The sequence below is a fragment of the Asticcacaulis sp. YBE204 genome, assembly GCF_000495855.1.
Taxonomy (GTDB): Bacteria; Pseudomonadota; Alphaproteobacteria; order Caulobacterales; family Caulobacteraceae; genus Asticcacaulis.
In genome coordinates this window covers 127,708-144,001 of record NZ_AWGF01000002.1, presented here as the reverse complement: position 1 = coordinate 144,001, position 16,294 = coordinate 127,708, and the positions used below count along the sequence as shown (strand labels likewise).

Annotated in this window: 15 protein-coding genes; 8 read left to right on the top strand and 7 right to left on the bottom strand. The window is 59.1% G+C overall.

Going from position 1 to position 16,294, the window contains the following annotated elements:
* Window positions 1–92 precede the first annotated feature (92 nt).
* Genes gyrA through AEYBE204_RS24715 form a run of 3 tightly spaced genes read left to right on the top strand, consistent with a single transcriptional unit; the run spans window position 93 to window position 4,217 of the window.
* Window positions 93–2,858: a DNA gyrase subunit A gene (gene gyrA, locus AEYBE204_RS24725; protein ID WP_023461096.1), complete on the top strand. Its 2,766-nt coding sequence runs from the start codon at window positions 93–95 to the stop codon at window positions 2,856–2,858.
* Between the two features lie 38 nt (window positions 2,859–2,896).
* A complete protein-coding gene (gene coaD, locus AEYBE204_RS24720) occupies window positions 2,897–3,379 on the top strand; it encodes a pantetheine-phosphate adenylyltransferase (RefSeq protein WP_023461095.1) in 483 nt (160 codons plus the stop codon).
* Window position 3,380: 1 nt separating this feature from the next.
* Entirely contained in the window at window positions 3,381–4,217 is an 837-nt protein-coding gene (locus tag AEYBE204_RS24715; protein ID WP_052019276.1) for a peptidylprolyl isomerase, read from the top strand.
* Between the two features lie 38 nt (window positions 4,218–4,255).
* On the opposite strand, the gene AEYBE204_RS24710 is transcribed toward AEYBE204_RS24715, so the two are convergent.
* Genes AEYBE204_RS24710 through AEYBE204_RS24700 form a run of 3 tightly spaced genes read right to left on the bottom strand, consistent with a single transcriptional unit; the run spans window position 4,256 to window position 5,647 of the window.
* On the bottom strand, window positions 4,256–4,690 hold the full coding sequence (locus AEYBE204_RS24710) for a COG3650 family protein (RefSeq protein ID WP_023461093.1): 435 nt from the start codon (window positions 4,688–4,690) through the stop codon (window positions 4,256–4,258).
* Complete coding sequence (locus AEYBE204_RS24705; RefSeq protein WP_023461092.1) at window positions 4,690–4,923, bottom strand: NF038104 family lipoprotein; 234 nt, start codon at window positions 4,921–4,923, stop codon at window positions 4,690–4,692. The genes AEYBE204_RS24710 and AEYBE204_RS24705 overlap by 1 nt, the downstream gene beginning before the upstream one ends.
* 25 nt (window positions 4,924–4,948) lie before the next feature.
* The gene (locus AEYBE204_RS24700) at window positions 4,949–5,647 is read right to left on the bottom strand and encodes a pirin family protein (protein ID WP_023461091.1); all 699 of its coding nucleotides are present in this window, start codon (window positions 5,645–5,647) and stop codon (window positions 4,949–4,951) included.
* A gap of 331 nt (window positions 5,648–5,978) precedes the next feature.
* Here AEYBE204_RS24700 and AEYBE204_RS24695 point away from each other — a divergent pair, with 331 nt between their 5' ends.
* Window positions 5,979–6,815 (top strand): outer membrane protein, encoded by an 837-nt coding sequence (locus AEYBE204_RS24695; RefSeq protein WP_023461090.1) that lies wholly within the window; start codon window positions 5,979–5,981, stop codon window positions 6,813–6,815.
* A 53-nt stretch (window positions 6,816–6,868) separates the two neighbouring features.
* Here AEYBE204_RS24695 and AEYBE204_RS24690 read toward each other — a convergent pair whose 3' ends face one another.
* From AEYBE204_RS24690 to AEYBE204_RS24675, 3 genes are all read right to left on the bottom strand, one after another.
* Entirely contained in the window at window positions 6,869–7,549 is a 681-nt protein-coding gene (locus AEYBE204_RS24690) for a hypothetical protein (protein WP_023461089.1), read from the bottom strand.
* A gap of 30 nt (window positions 7,550–7,579) precedes the next feature.
* Window positions 7,580–8,695: a chorismate synthase gene (gene aroC / locus AEYBE204_RS24685; protein WP_023461088.1), complete on the bottom strand. Its 1,116-nt coding sequence runs from the start codon at window positions 8,693–8,695 to the stop codon at window positions 7,580–7,582.
* Between the two features lie 342 nt (window positions 8,696–9,037).
* On the bottom strand, window positions 9,038–9,775 hold the full coding sequence (locus AEYBE204_RS24675) for a DnaJ C-terminal domain-containing protein (protein WP_023461086.1): 738 nt from the start codon (window positions 9,773–9,775) through the stop codon (window positions 9,038–9,040).
* Between the two features lie 355 nt (window positions 9,776–10,130).
* On the opposite strand from AEYBE204_RS24675, the gene pdxH reads away from it, so the two are divergent.
* Together pdxH and bchE are read left to right on the top strand one after the other, a co-directional pair.
* Window positions 10,131–10,781: a pyridoxamine 5'-phosphate oxidase gene (gene pdxH / locus AEYBE204_RS24670; RefSeq protein ID WP_023461085.1), complete on the top strand. Its 651-nt coding sequence runs from the start codon at window positions 10,131–10,133 to the stop codon at window positions 10,779–10,781.
* Window positions 10,782–10,922: 141 nt separating this feature from the next.
* On the top strand, window positions 10,923–12,431 hold the full coding sequence (bchE, locus tag AEYBE204_RS24665; RefSeq protein WP_023461084.1) for a magnesium-protoporphyrin IX monomethyl ester anaerobic oxidative cyclase: 1,509 nt from the start codon (window positions 10,923–10,925) through the stop codon (window positions 12,429–12,431).
* Here bchE and AEYBE204_RS24660 read toward each other — a convergent pair whose 3' ends face one another.
* Window positions 12,432–13,046 (bottom strand): HAD family phosphatase, encoded by a 615-nt coding sequence (locus AEYBE204_RS24660; RefSeq protein WP_023461083.1) that lies wholly within the window; start codon window positions 13,044–13,046, stop codon window positions 12,432–12,434. It abuts the gene before it with no gap.
* Between the two features lie 61 nt (window positions 13,047–13,107).
* Here AEYBE204_RS24660 and AEYBE204_RS24655 point away from each other — a divergent pair, with 61 nt between their 5' ends.
* Together AEYBE204_RS24655 and AEYBE204_RS24650 are read left to right on the top strand one after the other, a co-directional pair.
* On the top strand, window positions 13,108–14,568 hold the full coding sequence (locus AEYBE204_RS24655; protein ID WP_023461082.1) for a bifunctional aminoglycoside phosphotransferase/ATP-binding protein: 1,461 nt from the start codon (window positions 13,108–13,110) through the stop codon (window positions 14,566–14,568).
* Between the two features lie 196 nt (window positions 14,569–14,764).
* Window positions 14,765–15,562, top strand: coding sequence for a DUF1499 domain-containing protein (locus tag AEYBE204_RS24650; RefSeq protein ID WP_023461081.1), 798 nt, complete (start codon window positions 14,765–14,767; stop codon window positions 15,560–15,562).
* Window positions 15,563–16,294 lie beyond the last annotated feature (732 nt).

Genomic DNA, 16,294 nt, shown 5'->3' with positions numbered 1-16,294 from the left:
TTTGGGGATTAAACATAAAAATGCTAAGGTACGGGATCATTTGCGGGCTGATTCCCGTCAGCCCGCACATTCCACGATAAAGAACCGAATTCATGACCGATACGCCTGCTTCCGGCCTGACGCCTCAAGGTATTGCCCACATTACCATCGAGGATGAACTCAAGCGGTCCTATCTCGATTACGCCATGAGCGTCATCGTCTCGCGCGCCCTGCCGGACGCCCGCGACGGTCTGAAACCCGTGCATCGCCGCATTCTGTTTTCGATGCATCAGGCGGGCATGACGCCGAATAAATCCTATTTCAAGTGCGCCCGCGTCGTCGGCGACGTGCTGGGCCGTTTCCACCCGCACGGCGACCTGTCGGTCTATCACGCGCTGGTGCGTATGGCGCAGCCCTTTTCGATGGGGTTGATGCTGGTCGACGGTCAGGGTAATTTCGGTTCGGTCGACGGCGATATGCCCGCTTCGATGCGGTACACCGAATGCCGGATGTCGACCGCCGCCACGGCGCTGCTGGCCGATATCGAAAACGACACGGTCGATTTTCAGCCCAACTATGACGGTAAGGAAGAAGAACCGACCGTCCTGCCGGCCCGTATCCCGAACCTGCTGGTCAATGGCGCGGGTGGCATCGCGGTCGGCATGGCGACCAATATCCCGCCGCACAATCTCGGCGAAGTCATAGACGCCTGTTTAGCTCTTCTCGATAATCCTCAGATTTCGCTCGAAGAATTGCTCGACATCGTGCCGGGTCCGGACTTCCCAACGGGTGCCGAAATCCTCGGTCGTTCGGGCGCGCGTCAGGCCCTGATGACGGGGCGCGGCTCGGTCATCATGCGCGGCAAGGCCTCGGTCGAGACGATCCGCAAAGACCGCGAAGCCATCATCGTCACCGAACTGCCTTTCCAGGTGAACAAGGCGACCATGATCGAACACATCGCCGAAATGGTCCGCGATAAGCGTATCGAAGGCATTTCCGACATCCGCGACGAATCCGACCGTCAGGGCATGCGCGTCGTCGTCGAGTTGAAGCGCGACGCGTCTGGCGACGTGATCCTCAACCAGCTTTACCGCTATTCGGCCCTGCAAACGAGCTTCGGCGTCAATATGCTGGCGCTGAACCATGGTCGTCCGCAGCAGATGGGCCTGCGCAAGCTGCTCGAACTGTTCCTCGAATTCCGCGAAGAAGTCGTCATCCGCCGCACCAAGTTCGAACTGAACAAGGCGCGCGATCGCGGCCATGTCTTGGTCGGTCTGGCCATCGCGGTGGCCAATATCGACGAGGTGATCCACATCATCCGTTCGTCCGCCGATCCGTCTGAAGCCCGCGAACGCCTGACGGCGCGCAACTGGCCCGCCGGAGATATGAAGCCGCTGATCGACCTGATCGCCGATCCGCGCTCGATCGTGCTGGAAGGCGCCGAAGTGCGCCTGACCGAAGAGCAGGCCCGCGCCATTCTGGCCCTGACCCTGTCGCGCCTGACTGGCCTGGGGCAGGACGAAATCTTCGGTGAAGCTCGCACGCTGGCCGCCGCCATCGCCGGGTTCCTCGAAATCCTGTCGTCGCGCGACCGCATCATCGGCATCGTCCGCGACGAGCTGATCGAGGTGAAGGACCAGTTCGCCGTGCCGCGCCGGACGCTGATCGTCGATGGCGAAGGCGATATCGAAGACGAAGACCTCATCCCGCGCGAGGACATGGTTGTCACCGTGACCCATTCCGGCTACGTCAAGCGGACGGCCTTGTCGGCCTATCGCACCCAGCATCGCGGCGGCAAGGGTCGTTCGGGCATGGCAATGAAGGACGAGGACGCCATCACCGGCATCTACGCCGCTTCGACGCACCAGCCGATGCTGTTCTTCTCGTCGGTGGGCAAGGTTTATAAGCTCAAGGTATGGCGTCTGCCGCTCGGCAATCCACAGTCCAAGGGCAAGGCCTTCGTCAATCTCCTGCCGCTCGAAAAAGCCGAGACCGTCACCAATATCCTGACCCTGCCGGAAGACGAAGCCGGCTGGGACAAACTGGACATCATCTTCGCCACGCGGTCTGGTGATGTCCGCCGTAACAAGCTGAGCGATTTCGTCAACGTCAACCGCGCCGGCAAGATCGCCATGAAGCTGGAAGACGGCGACGCCATCGTCGGCGTAGCGGTCTGTACCGAAGATCAGGACGTGCTGCTGTCGACCGCGTCGGGCCGCTCGATCCGCTTCGCCGTCGATGAGGTCCGTGTGTTCAAGGGCCGTGACTCGACCGGTGTGCGTGGCGTGCGCCTCAATGGCGACGACAGCGTAATTTCGATGGCCATTCTGCGCCGCGTGGGGGCGACCCCCGCCGAACGCGCCGCCTACCTCAAGCACGCGGCCGCCCTGCGCGCCGCCGTGTCGGGTGAGGGGGAAGATGCCGCCGAAACTCCGGTGGTCGAGGACGAAACCGAAGAGGTTGAGGGCGAAACCGCTCTATCGGTAGAGCGTATCGCCGAACTGGGGGCCGCCGAAGAGTTCATCCTGACCATCGCCGATACGGGCTTCGGCAAGCGCACCTCGTCCTACGACTATCGGCGCACAGGCCGGGGCGGGCAGGGCATCGTTGCCATCGATTTGTCGAAGCGCGGCGGCAAGCTGGTCGCCTCCTTCCCGGTCGAGGACACCGATCAGTTGCTGCTGGTCACCGACGGTGGGCAACTGACCCGCACGCGCGTGGCGCAGGTGCGCATCGCCAGCCGCAATACGCAGGGCGTGACGATCTTCCGCACTTCGGGTGAAAAGGTCGTCTCGGTCGAACGTCTGGCCGAAAGCGGCGAAGATGCCGACGAGGATCCAAACGATACGACGGTTGAAACCGCGCCGGATGCCGGATAATAGCGCTCTATAATAAAAGTGCTCTGAGGAAAGACACCATGCGTATCGGGCTTTATCCGGGGACGTTCGATCCGGTCACCAACGGTCATTCCGACATCATCGGTCGGGCCGTCAAGCTGGTCGATCATCTGGTGATCGGGGTGGCACGCAACACCGGCAAGGCGCCGATCTTTACGCTGGATGAGCGCGTAGAGATGTTGCGCGAAAGCTGCGCCCCCTTTGCCGATCGCATCGAGGTCTTGCCTTTCGACAGCCTTTTGATGCACTTTGCCGAGGAGGTTAAGGCCTCGGTCATCATTCGGGGCCTCCGCGCCGTTGCCGACTTCGAATACGAATTTCAGATGACGGCGATGAATCAGCAGTTGAACCGTGATATCGAAACGGTGTTTCTGATGGCCGATCCCAGGCATCAGGCGATTGCGTCACGGCTGGTCAAAGAAATAGCCCAATTGGGCGGCAATATCGCGCCGTTCGTCTCTCAAAGCGTCGCCGAGCGGCTCTTGTCTAAGGTTGGAAAGTAATATGACGTCTAAAATGGGGGCTATGGGTGCCATCGGACTCGCTTGCGCCGCAACTTTTTTTGCTGGCAGTGCGTTCGCCGCATCGCCCGGCTATCGCGACGTCGATGCCGAAAACACGCTGGTGATCGACACCAGCAAGGGCCGTGTCATCGTTGAAATGTACCCGGAACTGGCACCTCAGCACGTCGAGCGCATGAAGACGCTGACGCGCAAGGGTTTCTATAACGGGTTGAAGTTCCACCGCGTCATCGAAGGCTTCATGGCTCAGACCGGCGACCCCAAAGGTACCGGTGAAGGCAATTCCGATCTGGCCAATGTGCCGGCCGAATTCACCATCCGCCGCGATACGGCCTTCCCGATCAACGTAATCGATGAAACGCGTGGCGTCATCACCGGCTATGTCAAGGCCATGCCGGTTCAGACCCAGCCGAACGCCCTGACGGCGATCACCAAGGACAGCAAGGTCGGCGCCTGGGGGCTTTATTGCTCTGGCGCGCTGGGCATGGCGCGCGCGGGCGACGTCAACTCGGCCAACAGCCAGTTCTTCCTGATGCGTAACTACAATAACGTACTGGAAAAGAAATATACGGCCTTCGGCATGACGCTGGTCGGGCTCGATGTGGTGCGCAAGCTGAAGCTGGGCGAACCGCCGGTCGATCCGGACACGATGGTCAAGGTGCAGGTCATGGCCGATATTCCGGCTGCCGAACGCCCCAAGATCGAGGTGATGGACACAGGGTCCTCCGAATTCAAGGCCCTCGTCGAGGCCAAGAAGAAAGAGGGCCGTGGCGAAATTACCGGTTGCGACATTGCGGTGCCGGTAAAGGTTCTGCCGTAAGTTTATGAAAAGGCCTCCGCAGGGAGGCCTTTTCTATGTCAGGGCTTTGTCTTGTCCAGGGCGTCCGTCGGCAAAGCGCAGCCCTTGAACACTTCGTCCCCGACAGTAGCTTCGGCGGTCAGAGGATAGATGCGATCGCTCATCCCGTCGCTGCAATTCTGCGCGATCAGGGTCAGGCTGATTTCGTCGCTAATCAGTTCGGCCCGCGCTGCGCCGTCCTTGTCCTTGTTGATTTCGAACGGATGACGGGGAACGACCTGATCCGGATGATCTGGACGTTCAAGCGTCATGTCGGTCTCTTTGAGCATCAAAGACCAGAAGGGTTCCGTGCCGATCACCGACAAGGGCGCATTGATATCGACGCCGTTCAGTTTATCGACGCGCGGAAGTTCCGGCTCCGGCGGCTTTTCAGTCTTTTGGCTACAGGCCGAAAGCGTGAGCGCCGCGGCCATTAGGCACAGCAGGCCGCGCATCAGTTGTCGTCCTCGTCCTTCGACTTCTTTTTCTTGTCTTTCTTGTCCTTTTTTTCGTCGTCGCCATCGGGGATGGCGGCGCCGATGACCTTACCGGTCGTGCCGATAACGGCCCCCGTCACCCCTACGGCGGTGCCGACCGCCGCGCCGGTAACGGCGGCAGCCAGACAGCCTTGCAACATGAGCGGCAGGCCCAGCAGGGCCGTCAGGGTGATCAGGGGCTTCAATCGCATAATAACTCTCTTTACATCCTGTGCATTATTGGGCGTCGAGCAGGAGGATTTCCGCGTCTTCGGTCGCTTCGAAGGTCAGGATATCCTCGTCGATGATCGCCGCCCCATCGCGCGCCTTAAGGTCCACACCGTTAAGCTTAACACGTCCTGCGGCTAAAACTACGTAAACATGACGGCCTTTTTCGGGCGCGTAGGTTTCCGTTTGCCCGCTGAGCAGCGTCGCGCCCAGAAGACGGGCCGGGCTGTTGATCTTCAGCGCCTCGGCGTCGGCCTCGAAGCCGGACGCCAGGGCGACGAAAGTGCCCGAACGGTCGGTCTTGGGGAAGGGCTTGGCACCCCAGTGCGGGGCGTGGCCGCGCTTGTCCGGCATGACCCAGATCTGGAAGATCTTGGTCAGGACGTCCTCGACATTATATTCGGCGTGGCGAATGCCGGTCCCGGCCGACATGACCTGAACGTCGCCGGCCTCGGTGCGGCCTTTGTTGCCGAGGTTGTCTTCGTGGGTGATAGCGCCTTCGCGGACATAGGTGATAATTTCCATATCGGCGTGGGGGTGCGGCGGAAAGCCTGACTTCGAATCGATTTCGTCGTCGTTCCACACGCGGATCGAGCCCCATCCCATATTTTTCGGATCGTAATAGTCGGCGAAGGAGAAGTGATGACGGGCGTTAAGCCAGCCATGCTTGGCGTTGTAGAGCTTTTCAAAGGGGCGATGCTGGATCATGACGATCTCCTCGGTGTTAAGCGATATGCCAAAAAGTTTGAGCGGTTTTTGGCAATAATATCGCGACAAAACAGTGGATGTTGAGGAGAATATAACCCGATCCGGTGTTGCCAGAAGTCGTCGAATGAAAAACTACTCGTTGCTATTTTTGCAACGAAGGCTTTATGCAAACGATATTGTAAGCGAGCCATGCGTGGCCGATTAAGAACACCGTATAGCTTATTGAGTTATTTAGCCAAAATCCATACGGCGAAGTGAACTGTTCCCGCGTCAAAAGCGTTCCGGGTAAGAGACCTGACAAAGGTCCACCTCAACACGAACGGAGCACATCATGAAACTGAACCCCTTACGGTGCGGCCTTTTCGCCGTCACCGCCTGCACCCTGGCCCTGCCGGCCGCAGCACAAACCTGGAACGGGCCCTATGGCGGCGTCCATATCGGCGGTGCCAAGCCCGCCAAGGGCGATAATGAGACCCTGATCTTCGATACCAATCTCGATGGTAACTATAACAACACCGTCAGTACGACGACGGGGGCCAATGCCTTTTCGCCGGGTTTCTGCGACGGTACGCCCAAGGGCAATAATGCCGCCGCGGGCTGCACGACCGACGAAGACAGCGCCTACGACATCGGCCTGCGCCTCGGTTACGACTGGCAGATGGGCAATATCGTCTATGGCGTTCTGGCCGACTGGCACAAGATCGACCTGAAAGACAGCGTCACCGGCTTTTCGACGACCCCGGCCAGCTATCATTTCGAGCGTTCGCCCGATCTGGTGACCTCATTGCGCGGCCGTCTGGGCTACGGCACGGACAACTGGCTGGCCTATGGTACGGCGGGTGTGGCGTGGACCGAACTCGACTACGCCTATAATACGACCAACACCGCCAACAGCTTTACGCCGCGCGGAGCCGACGACCGCGTCATGGGTTACCAGGCCGGGGCCGGTATCGAGCGCAAGGTCAATGACAACTGGTCGCTGGGCGTCGAATATCTCTACACCAGCTTCAAGGACGAGGACTACACCGTCCGCGTCGGACCGGGTACGGCACCGGCGACCAATCCGTTCCTGATCACTAACGCGCAGGGGACCGACATGCGCCGCAGCGAAGACAAGCTGGATGCCCATTCGGTACGTCTGGTCGCCAATTTCCGCTTCGGGATGTAGTTAAAAAAGCCTCCGGCGGGCAGGGGCTCGGCCCCTGCACCCGGAACGCAAGACTACTTACATACCATGTCGGCATTCGAGGCCAACAGGCGCGCGTTCTTCAGGATAATCGGCCCGATCGGATGCGGCCAGTGTTCATACAGCGGAACCTTTTGAACCGGGCAGGACGAGGTCGGTTGAAACCGATAGCCGCCTCCCTTTGCGACCGTAGCCATGATCAGATCGAACTTGAGCGTTTCGGGCAGGCCGGATTCTATTTTCAGCATCATGTCGCGGCTTCCGTCCACCTGGCCGTAGGAAAATAGGACGGTATTTGGCGGCAGTATTGCCTTTTCCTTTTCGCGGATCACCGGTGGCAAGGTCTTGTCCGCCCCATTGGCGACGACCTTGTCATCCTTGGTAAGCTTCATCGGATAGAGGGGAGCATATATGGTCTGAACCTTGGGGGCCGTAAGCTTGCCTTCCGCCACCGTATACTGAATAGCGATGGTTTCGCCGGGATAGATGAGGATGGCGCCATCCTCCATGATATAGGGCGAACGCCCGACCGGAATGACGGTAAAGCTTTGCTCGTCAACGCGTAACACGATGTCGATACCGCCGGTGCGGCAGGTCGTCGTGGCGCAAAGCTTCTCGATATCGACCTTTTGCGGTGCTGATTTTTCGGTTTGCGCGGCGGTGCTTGTGGCGCAGACAAGCGCGAGTGCCGCCAGAAGCGCGGTCTTGATAGTCATGGCATTTCCCCTCGAAGTTGTGGCCGCAGCCTAACCTTGAAGCACGCCGGGTGTAAAGGCTATCCCGCCGGTCTGACCGCGATGGCGGAGGAAAGCGTCGAGGAGGGTGCAGGCCAGCATGGCTTCGGCCACGGGCACGGCGCGCAGGCCGACGCAGGGGTCATGACGGCCCTTGGTGCGGATATCGACGTCCTGCCCTTTTATATCGACCGACTGACGCTCGGTCAGGATCGAGGAGGTGGGCTTCAGGGCGATGCGCGCGACGATGGTCTGTCCCGTCGAAATGCCGCCCAGGATGCCGCCCGCGTGGTTCGACAGAAACTCGACGCCGTCCGGTCCCATGCGCATCTCGTCAGCATTTTCCTCGCCCGACAGCGTCGCCGAATGGAAGCCTTCGCCGATTTCGACGCCCTTGACGGCGTTGATCGACATCAGATTGGCCGCCAGATCCGAGTCGAGCTTGCCGTAGATCGGTGCGCCCCAACCGGCGGGCACGCCTTCGGCCTGCACTTCGACGACCGCGCCGATGGAGGAGCCGGCTTTACGGATGCTGTCGAGATATTCCTCGAAGAGGGGCAAGTGCGTGGCATCGGGCGAGAAGAACGGGTTCTGATCGACCTGCGCCCAGTCCCACTGCGTCCGGTCGATATGGTGGACGCCCAGTTGTACCATCGCGCCGCGCACCTTGATCTGAGGCCCGATCAGGGTTTGCAGCACCTTGAGCGCCACCGCGCCGGCGGCCACACGGGCGGCGGTTTCACGCGCCGAGGAACGTCCACCGCCGCGGTGGTCGCGTACGCCGTACTTGGCGAAATAGGTATAGTCGGCGTGGCCGGGACGGAACTGATGGGCGATTTCACCGTAGTCCTTCGAGCGTTGATCGGTGTTTTCGATCATGATCGAGATCGGCGTCCCGGTGGTGACGCCTTCGAAGACGCCCGACAGGATTTTCGCTTCATCGGCTTCGCGGCGCTGGGTCACGAAACGCGAACCGCCGGGCTTGCGTCGGTCGAGCGCCCATTGCAGGTCGGCTTCGGTAAGGGCGATCCCCGGAGGGCAGCCGTCGATCACGCAGCCGAGCGCCGGACCGTGGCTTTCGCCCCAGGTGGTGATGCGGAAAAGGTGACCGAAGCTGTTGTGCGACATGAAAAGCGGGCCTGATATTCGAATAATTCGTGCCCGAATAGACCAGTTTGACGCGCGGCGCAATTGCCTGAATAATCAGGTATTCAGAGAGTTCGAAATGGATGTAATAGTGACGATAATGGCCTCAGTCCTGTTTGCAGGACTGGGCGTTGTCTTTCTTTTCTATACGCGAACTTACATGAACTATGTGGTTCGGAGCTTCGGCATAAATGGACGTATCAAGTTGCCGCCTTGGCTCAGATGGACGCTGGATGGTGGGCTCGCTTGCCTTTTCTATAAACTAGCGGGTGCAATTTTGCTGATATTTTCCAGCATGATGGTTTATGCACTTATAGCAGCGCTTTAGGCCCAGCGCTTATGAAAGTCCGACAGCAGGTCGGACGCCGGGCGCGCGGGCAGGGCGCGTGCCGCCAATCGGATATAGAGATCGCCAGCGGCGTGTTTTGCCGTGGCGGGCAAACCCAGTCCTTTGAGGCACAGACAGGCACCGTCGGACGTGCGGCCCAGAAACAACTCCTGCGGCCCATGCGGTGTGTCGAGTGTCACCGGCCCGCCGAAGGCCACGCGCCGGGCGTCGACCTCGGCGGTCATCCACAGATCGTTGCCCGCAACGTGCATCCGCTCGCAGCGGGTAATTTCGATGCGGAACAGGTGCTCGGCGGTTCCGGCTCGCGAGGCTTTCAGGCGCAGGCGGTCGCCATGACGCAGGCCCTTGGGCAGGGCGATACGCAGGGATTTGGTGTGCATCAGGCTGCGGTTGGGGCCATTGTCGCGGATGAGTTCCAGCGGCAGAGGGACATTTTGCATGAGGATGCCGCCGGTAATCGCTTGTTCCGGCGTGATGCGCAGGACCTCAGCCGGATCGGCCAGTTCATCAATAGTTTCAGTGATATCTATGCCGGTCTTCAACTGCCGAAGCAGCAAGTCACGCGCCAGAATAAGGCGACGCAGATGCGCGTCTGTGCCGCCGCTGAGGTCCGGATGGGCCTGTTTGGCGCGTTTGCGGAACGCGGTCTGAATGTGGTCGAGGTTGGCGTCGTCGCCAAGGTCGAGCAGGGTCAGGGCCGAGGATCTGTTCATTCTGAAAGAACCGCTGAAGGGAAAGATACGCAACTATGGAGTCAACATGGTCAACAGGGCGTTAATTCTGCGGTTGAGGTTGGGTTTCAGGGCGGTTTCTGCTAAACGGCGGGCCTGTTTTCATAAACACCCTCCTCCCTAAGCCATTGGCTTGGGGAGGTGGCGCGCCTAAGGCGTGACGGAGGGGGATGACACCGAAATTCTCAGCAAGCTGAACAGATCGGCGTTATCCCCCTTCGCCTCAACGCTTTGCGTTTCGGCCACCGCTGGCGAAAGCTATACTTTCGCTGCGCTATACCCCATCGCTATGCGACAGGGAGGAGGGAGTGAAATCGTTCGTTGTAGAGGTTCCTGCATGTCCCGTTCCGACCTGATCCCCCCCAGTCCCGATTACGCCGACGCCCATGCGGCGCATGAGGCCGACATCGACGGCGCCGAGCCGTTCACCCTGTTTGGTCAATGGTTGATAGACGCGCGCGCCAAAGAACCGAACGACGCCAATGCCATGACGGTCGCGACGGTGGACGAAGACGGTATGCCTGATGCGCGTATGGTCCTGCTAAAGGATTTCGACGCGCAAGGCTTTGTTTTCTATACCAATACCCACAGCAATAAGGGGCAACAGCTCCTGTCGGCGCGCAAGGCCGCACTGCTGTTTCATTGGAAATCCCTGCGCCGTCAGGTCCGTATCCGCGGTACGGTCGAGATCGTCACGGACGCCGAGGCCGACGACTACTTCGCCTCGCGCGCCCGCAATTCGCAGATCGGGGCCTGGGCATCGGCGCAGTCGCAACCGCTGGAAAGCCGTTTCGCACTGGAAAAGCGTGTGGCGGAATACGGTCTGAAATTCGGCCTCGGTGCGGTGCCGCGTCCGCCGCACTGGACGGGGTTCCGCATCGTACCGCAACAGATCGAGTTCTGGCGCGACAAGCCCTTCCGCCTGCACGACCGCCTGAAATTCGAACGCGCGGGTGAGGGTTGGATGACCTCTAAGCTCTACCCTTAGGTCTTGCCGCAGGTTTGATTCCAAAAACCGCTGTACACTTTTGGAACGCGAGCCTAATGCCGCAAACCCGCCTTATAAAAGTCATGCGACGGCAGTCCTCTACCCACAGGGACAGTCACACGACTAAAATGGGGGGAGCGCGTGCGCATCCTGCTTATCAATATCGCGCATCCGGCGATCGGCAGCCGGATACCGAAGGAACAACTGCCGCCGCTCGGTCTGCTGTGGGTCGGCGGTCCGCTGATCGATGCCGGACATGAGGTCAAGCTGATCGATGCCGAACGTGGGCCTGTGCCGGACGCGGAGGTGTTACGTCAGGCGGTCGGGTTCGCGCCGGACGCTGTGCTGTTCGGCCATTCGGGCTCGTCGTCGGGCCATCCGATCATCGCGGGTATGGCGGCCGAGGTGAAACGCCTTATGCCCTCGGTCACCGTTATCTATGGTGGCGTTCACCCCAGCTACTTCTGGCGCGAAATCCTGCATAACGAGCCGCACGTCGACTATATCGTGCGCGGCGAAGGCGAGGCGATCTGCCTGGAACTGATCACAGCTCTGAGCGAACAGCGTCCGGTTCATGCCATTCTCGGTCTGAGTTATCGGCGCGAGGGCCAGATCGTCGGCAATCCGGCCGCAGCGGTCATCCCCGATCTCGATGCCCACCGCATCGGCTGGGAGCTGATCGAGCACAAGAACTACGGCTATTGGGGCGGCAAGCGTGCCGTCGTCATCCAGTTTTCGCGTGGCTGCCCGCACCTGTGCAACTATTGCGGCCAGCGCGGGTTCTGGACGCGCTGGCGCCACCGCGATCCGCAGAAACTGGCGGCGGAAATCGCGCGTCTGCACCGCGAAGAGGGCGTCGAGGTGTTCAATTTCGCCGACGAAAATCCCAGCGCCGGGCGCAAGCCGTGGATCGCCTTTCTGGAAGCCCTCATCGCCGAAAATATAGAGGTGACTCTGGTGGGCTCGACGCGGGCCGGCGACATTGTTCGCGATAAGGATGTGCTGCACCTTTATAAGAAGGCCGGGTTCGAGCGCTTCCTGATGGGGATGGAAACAACGGATGCCGCTACGCTTAAGCTGATCAAAAAGGGCGCGACCGAAAGCGTTGACCGTGAGGCGATCCAGTTGATGCGTCAGCACGGCATATTGTCGATGATGACCTGGGTGGCCGGCTTCGACGAGCAGACCGACAGGGATTTCTGGCACGGCCTGAAACAGATCGTTTCCTACGATCCTGACCAGATTCAGTTACTCTACGTCACACCGCACCGCTGGACGCCTTATTACCGGCTGGCCGAGGATCGCGAAGTGGTTCAGACCGACTTGACCCTGTGGGACTACAAGCATCAGGTGCTCGACATGCGCCATATGCCGCCGTGGCGGGTGTTGCTATGGGTAAAGTTCATGGAGATCGTCGCGCAGGCGCGGCCGAAAGCGCTGCTGCGGCTGATCCATCACCCGGATCGCAAGATACATCATGCTATCCGTTGGTACTACCGCATGGGTAAACGCGTCTGGTTCCGTGAGATATGGCGCTTTCTGACCCAGGATCACGCGAAACCCGCCGGGCTCACCGTGCGGCAGATCGTCGGCGAGGCGCAGGACCACGAAGAAGAGGCGAGCGCCGTGCCTGTGCGTAAACGCGCGTGACTACCAAAGGGCTGGGTTTGTGGTGTAGAACGGACGAATGTCGCTGACGGTCAGGCCTGCCGCGTGCGCCGCTTCCATGCCTTCATCTGTGTCTTCATAGGCATGGGCCTCTTGCGGCGCGACTCCGAGCCGTGCGCAGGCGGTGAGATAGAGGTCCGGCGCTGGCTTGCCGATGCCGGTGTCCTCGAAGGTCGTCACCGTCTCGAAATAGTCAATCAGGCCAATGGCTTTCAGCGTCGCCTTGACAATCGACTTTTGCCCGCCCGACGCTACGCCCAGCCGTAACCGGCCATGATATTCACGCACCAGTGCCTCGGTGACCGGAATAGCGGCCACGCGGTCGATATGGTCCATGAACAGCGGTGCATTGCGGCTGGCGATGTCGTCGGCATCGAAGGGCAGGGGGGACTGATCGGCGAATTCATCGAGAAACACCGACCGCGACAGACCCAGCCGGTCGGCGTAAAACTGCGGCTCAAGATTTATGTTGTAAACCTCCAGGGCCACGCTTAAAGCCCGGTAGTGCGCGGCGAAGGTATCGGCTAAGGTGCCGTCGCAGTCGAAGATCAGCGCCTTGACGCCGGGTGGCGGGAGGAGGTCAGCGGGTACAGACATGCGCCGTTCTATGGCCGTAACGGGCCTGATGGTCAAACCCCTTTTCTGAATAAAGATTCCTATGCCCGATCCTCAAGATTCAGACCTGACCTTACCCGATTCGCTTATCGCCCATCTGTCGGAAGGGGCCGACGACATCATCACCACCTCGTGCGCGGTGGTGATCCTGAAAGGCAAGCGCGCCTATAAGGTCAAGAAGAGCGTCGATTACGGCTTCCTCGACTTCACGTCGGTCGAAAAGCGTCGCAAGGCCCTGCTGCGCGAACTGCGCTACAATCAGCGCATGGCGTCCGACATCTATCTCGGCGTCGAGGAAATTCAAGGTGAAAGCGTACTGGTCATGCGCCGCTTCGACACGGCGGGCGTGCTGGCCGAACAGAGCCAGACCCAGGCCGACTGGACGCCGGATCTGGGACTGATGCACGATCTGGGCAGCACGGTGGCGAAGTTCCACGCGGGGTCCGAAATCTGCCGCGACGATGAGCACGAATTCAACATCAAGTACGTCATCGACTCGAACAAGAAGAATATCGACGTCTTCCGCGACGAACTGGGCGCCGAGGCCGTCGATGCCTACGACGTCGCCATTCAGGCGGCCTATGCGGAATTGGAAGACGACGTGAAGCGCCGGTTCAGTGAGGGTTATGTCCGCCACTGCCACGGCGACCTGCACCTCGGCAATATCCTGATAGAGAACGGCAAGCCGGTTCTGTTCGACTGCATCGAGTTCAACGAGCGCCTTAGTCAGATCGACGTGCTGTATGATCTCGGCTTCCTGCTGATGGACCTGTGGGTGAGGGGGCACGAGGACGCCGCCAATACGGTGCTCAATATCTATGTCGAGCGCGCCTCGCGGTTGGAAGACGACATTCACAGCGTCTACGCAGGACTGAAACTGTTACCGCTCTATATGTCGGTGCGCGCGGGCGTGCGCTGCCACGTCAATGCCAATTATGGCGGCACGCCGAACTATGCCATGGAAAAGGCCAAGGTCTATCTGGCGGCGGCGCACCGTTTCCTAGATATCAAACCGGCGGAACTGATTGCGGTCGGCGGCCTGTCGGGATCGGGCAAGAGCAGTCACTCGCGCCGCATTGCGCCGGAAACCGGCCGGGCACCGGGCGCGCTGATTTTGCGTTCCGACGAAATGCGCAAGCGCCTGTGGGCCTTTCCGGAGTTCGAGACCCTGCCGAAGGAAGCCTATACGCCAGCGGAGAACGAGCGCGTCTATAACCACATGTTCGCTCTGGCGCGCACGGCGATCCAGAGTGGGCAGTCGGTGATTTTGGACGCCACCTTCCGCAATCAGGCGCGCGGACGCGAAGCCAGGGCCTTGGCCGAGACGTCGGGTGTCGCATTCAGCGCTTTGTGGATGGACGTGCCGGCGGATGAGCGTCTGCGGCGGGTGCTTCAACGCACCAATGATGTCTCCGACGCCACACCGGACATCGCCGGATCGCAGACCGATCCGGTGCTGGACGACGCCTTGTGGACCTTGACACCTAACCCGTGGCGCGATTGAAGCCCTATTTATTATGCTGCCTTTAAGCCAGGGTTGAAATTTTGACACCTTGTGCGTTTAAATTCCCTCTTTGGAAGGTATGACCGTGACGAAGGCCCGCTTATGGCCGACGCTTATTGTCATATTAGTCCGCGGCGTGCATCGCGGTTCAAAAGCGAAGTAACTTTCGCAATCAACTTCAAGGGGTTCGGGCAAATTGTCTGAAGATGAAATCCAGTACGAGACCCATCCTGCCCCCAAGACGCGGAAAAAGGGCTTTGCTTTTGCGCATCTGGCCCTGATCATCAGCCTGATTGCGCCACTGACATTGCTGGCGGCCATGCTGTCGACCAGCGTCGGCTATCTGAGCTACGATCTGGGCTTCAATCAGATCGCGCTCGACTACGTACCGAAAATTGCTACTACGGCGATGATCATCTGTGCGCTGTCCTTGCTGATCTCGATCTTCATGGCGCCCAGAACCTATGGCCCGTGGGCCTTGTCGTCGGTCATCATTTCCGGCGGTTTACTGGCTGGGTACTACGCCTATGAAACCCGGCTGAAAGCCTATCCGCCGATCCACGACGTCTCGACCAACTGGGAACGCACCGTCACCTTTTCGACCAAGTTGGTCGAGGCGCGCGGCCCTGACGCCAACCCGATCGAGGATGATCCCTTCGTCCCCAATACCGTATCCTACGAATGGCGGGGACAGAGCATATCGGCCGTCAACGCCCAGACCTGCCCGAATGCCATATCGATACAGGGTAAGCCCAAAAATGCGGAGGCGGTCGCGCAAATCCTGAAGGACGAAGGCTATGTCGTTTTCGGTCGTTCGGAATGGCGCGTTGAAGCCACTTATGAAGATCCCTTCTGGGGCCTCAAATCCGACGTCGTCGTACGCATCGAGCCCGACAAAACCGACATCCGCTCGGTCAGCCGCGAAGAGGTCGCAGATCTGGGTGGGAATTGCCGTCGGGTACTGACCCTGTTGTCGCGGATCAGAAGCACCTGATTGTCCCTGACGGCGCGGGTCTTGCTTAACGCTTGGTTAAAACGCCAAGGGTTCCGTTTATGCTCGCTTCTGCCGGATATTTTGTCTCAAAACGCGCCCTATATGTAGCAACCGGCTGGCTGTGTCTTTTTCTGACACAGATTATTCTGGCCAGTTGCACACCGGAACCGACCGCTTCCTATGCGGTACGTGTTGCGGTGCAGCCCGTTCATGCCGAGACTGTAACATCCCGTTAAAACAAGCGTTTTGCTGATATACAGGCTCAATGGCCCTGCGGGCCCCTTTACCAGGCCATATTTATGCTGCATTGCAACATGAGAAGTTGTTGGGGCTGGGGATAAGGTTGAATTATTAACTATGTGTTGCAATTCACCTGTTTAAAGGCTTGCAAAGGGTCGAAATCGCAATTTGACAGGTAAATTATACGGTTTTCGCTTTTTTGGTTCAAAATTTTACAAATTCTTGGAAAGCAAGCACCGCGCTGGAAATGCCAAATTACAGTCTGATCTGATTCAAATTTGAAAGTTACATGCTACCGTGAATTTTAAATAATAAATTGAATTTATTTAATTATAAACCAGACTTACAAGTGAGAGGTGTTTCTGAACGTTCGGCTTTTCAGTCTGGGCGTAACATTTACCTACCGTAATGTTGCCAATGTGACTTTATTGAAACAGGTTGCAATCGATATTTAAGAACCCGTGACATGCGATTGACGGAAATATGACACGG

Bases quoted from the DNA above. Each gene is read 5' to 3' on its own strand.
- gyrA (WP_023461096.1), top strand. From the start codon at position 93: ATGACCGATACGCCTGCTTCCGGCCTGACGCCTCAAGGTATTGCCCAC.
- coaD (WP_023461095.1), top strand. From the start codon at position 2,897: ATGCGTATCGGGCTTTATCCGGGGACGTTCGATCCGGTCACCAACGGT.
- AEYBE204_RS24715 (WP_052019276.1), top strand. From the start codon at position 3,381: ATGACGTCTAAAATGGGGGCTATGGGTGCCATCGGACTCGCTTGCGCC.
- AEYBE204_RS24710 (WP_023461093.1), bottom strand. From the start codon at position 4,690: ATGCGCGGCCTGCTGTGCCTAATGGCCGCGGCGCTCACGCTTTCGGCC.
- AEYBE204_RS24705 (WP_023461092.1), bottom strand. From the start codon at position 4,923: ATGCGATTGAAGCCCCTGATCACCCTGACGGCCCTGCTGGGCCTGCCG.
- AEYBE204_RS24700 (WP_023461091.1), bottom strand. From the start codon at position 5,647: ATGATCCAGCATCGCCCCTTTGAAAAGCTCTACAACGCCAAGCATGGC.
- AEYBE204_RS24695 (WP_023461090.1), top strand. From the start codon at position 5,979: ATGAAACTGAACCCCTTACGGTGCGGCCTTTTCGCCGTCACCGCCTGC.
- AEYBE204_RS24690 (WP_023461089.1), bottom strand. From the start codon at position 7,549: ATGACTATCAAGACCGCGCTTCTGGCGGCACTCGCGCTTGTCTGCGCC.
- aroC (WP_023461088.1), bottom strand. From the start codon at position 8,695: ATGTCGCACAACAGCTTCGGTCACCTTTTCCGCATCACCACCTGGGGC.
- AEYBE204_RS24675 (WP_023461086.1), bottom strand. From the start codon at position 9,775: ATGAACAGATCCTCGGCCCTGACCCTGCTCGACCTTGGCGACGACGCC.
- pdxH (WP_023461085.1), top strand. From the start codon at position 10,131: ATGTCCCGTTCCGACCTGATCCCCCCCAGTCCCGATTACGCCGACGCC.
- AEYBE204_RS24660 (WP_023461083.1), bottom strand. From the start codon at position 13,046: ATGTCTGTACCCGCTGACCTCCTCCCGCCACCCGGCGTCAAGGCGCTG.
- AEYBE204_RS24655 (WP_023461082.1), top strand. From the start codon at position 13,108: ATGCCCGATCCTCAAGATTCAGACCTGACCTTACCCGATTCGCTTATC.